This is a genomic window from Aquiflexum sp., from assembly GCF_977115555.1.
Genome location: NZ_CDSBKL010000509.1, coordinates 1 through 2,551, shown reverse-complemented (window position 1 = coordinate 2,551; position 2,551 = coordinate 1). Strand labels below are relative to the sequence as shown.

Here is a 2,551-nt window from a genome sequence, read left to right as displayed (position 1 = left end):
GGTGAGGAAAGATAGGCTTCTACAATTTCTTCTTTTTCATGGATGATAAAAACCCCACAGCGGATAAATGGAACACCTAGTACAGTCAATTCTTTAAAAATCAATGGCGTGATTCTGTCCAGGTCACCGGCACTGCGCATAGAGGAGATATCAGCTCTTACCCTATCTAGCGAAGCCTGTCTCATCGATGCCCGTGCACTGGCTTCGGCCCTTTGAAGATCCTGAAAACGTGTGTAGGCAAAGGAAAAAACAGCGGTGGCTCTTCTTAGCAGGTCCCAGCTTTCTGAGGAAATCTCCCCCGGAGCGGCTGCTCCAATGTAGCCATTGGAAAATTTGCACAAATGATAAGTGCGATCAGGAATAGTCTCCCCATAAAAATTACTGGTCCCAAACAAATCGGATTTTTCTTCACAATATCGGATCCATTCTATCCTTTCCTCACCCTGCATTAGGATGGATGTTTGGTTGGCTGTGGAGCGGTAAAATTCATCCATCCTTCGCCCCACCCAGGTATCATGAAGGTCAACAGCCATTTGGTCGGTTATCGCTTTATCCGGGTTGTCCGGATTCTTGATGGTAAACCAACATTGGGTCAATCCGCTAGCATCATCCTGAATGTAGATGGAACTGGTTTCCAGCTCTTCTACACCCAATGCGCCCATTTCCTCTCGGAGCAGTTGGGCTACCTCGATCAGTTCATCCGGACTTTGCATAGCCAAAGAGCGAGAACGCACTTTTTCCAGTGCTCCTTGAATTTGGGCTTCTCTGGCTTGCTTTTCCGCTTTTTGAAGGTCAAGGAAGCGCGTATAAGTAAGATCAAAAACCTGAGCGAAGCGCTTGAATATTTCTTCCTCCTCACAGGGCTCTTCAGTAATAATGACCAAATATCCAGTCTTAAAATAGGCTGCATGTAAGCGTTGCCAGTTTGGACGTGGAATGCCGGAGGCTTCCATATCCTCAAAAATTTGGGCTGCAATTGGGATTTTCATGAGCCAGTCGTAGTGCTCTTGGAGTTGCTCGTCTTCCAGTGTGACAGTCCGATAAGCCTCCCCTTTTCCCCAACCTTCATAGAGCACTTCATGGGCATAATCCCCTACATTTGGAAGAGAAAAAGGCTCAATAAATCCGTTTGTTAGACTGAGCCACCACTCGTCTTCTTTTCGGTTTTTTTCACAAAGCACAAAACCACAGGTCCAAAGATTGTCCACGAGGGTATTCATCTCACCGAACAAAATCGTGGCTACTTCTCCCAATTCCTCGGCTTTTTGCATTCCCATGGTGCGGGATCTTACACGTTCCAAGGCAGCTTCAATACGAGCTTCCCGGGCCTGAGCTTCTGCTTTTTGAAGGTCTAGGAAGCGGGTATAGGTCTGATCAAAGATTTTGGTAAAACGCCGGAAAATATCATGGGCATCCGGAACTTGCTCGTAGGTGATAAACAGCAGAAAACCGTGGGAGAATTTGCAGAGGTGGTTGATTTGGTAGGTGGGCAGGGAAAGTCCCTGAGCCTCAATAGCAGAAAAGGTAGGTTTTAAATCTGGGAAGGATTTCATGTGATCATAGTGCTCTATAAGCGCATTTCCCCCAAGCTCCTGCACCATAAAAGTATCCTTGCTTTTGATGAACGCACCCATCTCATCAAAGGATGATTCACCAAATAAGCGAAGTTTAAAAGGTTCCTGAAGAACGCCCTCACTGCTCATCCAAGCGGCAGCAGATTTGCCTTCTTCGGACAGAATGTTGAACCCACTGCTCCAGGCAGGTACTCCTAATCCCTGTACTTCCAAAAATAAGAGGTTGGCAACTTCAGGCAGTTCTTTACTGCTCTGCATGCCCATGGTTCGGGAGCGGACTTTTTCGAGGGCTGCTTCTATTTTGGATTCGTGGGCCTGGGCTTCGGCCTTTTGCAGATCTAGGAACCGTGTATAAGCCTGCTCAAACACTCTCCCTATTTCTCGGATGATTTTATTTTCCTCCTCTTTGAAAGCCTTCCCATTGTGATTGATGATGAAAATGCTGGTATTATTTGAAACGACACAAGACCTTGCATAGCCCATGGAATTTGACAGCAATGCTTTCTGGCGTTCAGGTGGAGTTTCGTCAAAAGGGGCATGCTTGAAAAGATGCTTGAAGAATTCCCATTTTTCCTCAAAACCGTAATTCTCCGTGAAAAATGGAGTTCTGTTTTCTATCCCTTTTTTTAGCTCCTTATAAATTGGTCTGTCTAAAAAAGGAATATCAACTTTGCGGATATAGTTACCAACTCCTCCCGCACCCCAACAGCTGAAACCATCTTGTAAATCTTCATTGATTACAATAAAGGCTCCTCCGGAATTGTCCACATTGAGTGCCTTTATTTGGTCATCAACTATTTTAATGACCTCTTTTAATTCAGAGGTTTGGTGCATTGCCAAGGCCATCGCTCGAATTCTTTCCACTGCAAGGTTTATCTGCGATTCCCTTGCCTGTGCTTCTGCTTTTTGGAGATCGAGGAATCGCGTATAGGCTTGTTCGAATACCTTGGAGAAGCGTTTTAACAATGAGCGGTCAT

The 2,551-nt window shown here is 45.6% G+C and carries 1 protein-coding gene; it reads right to left on the bottom strand.

The features are described from left to right. The coding region (locus tag ACZFYI_RS18895) for a hypothetical protein (RefSeq protein ID WP_462525673.1) at positions 1 to 2,551 on the bottom strand (2,551 nt) is incomplete at both ends.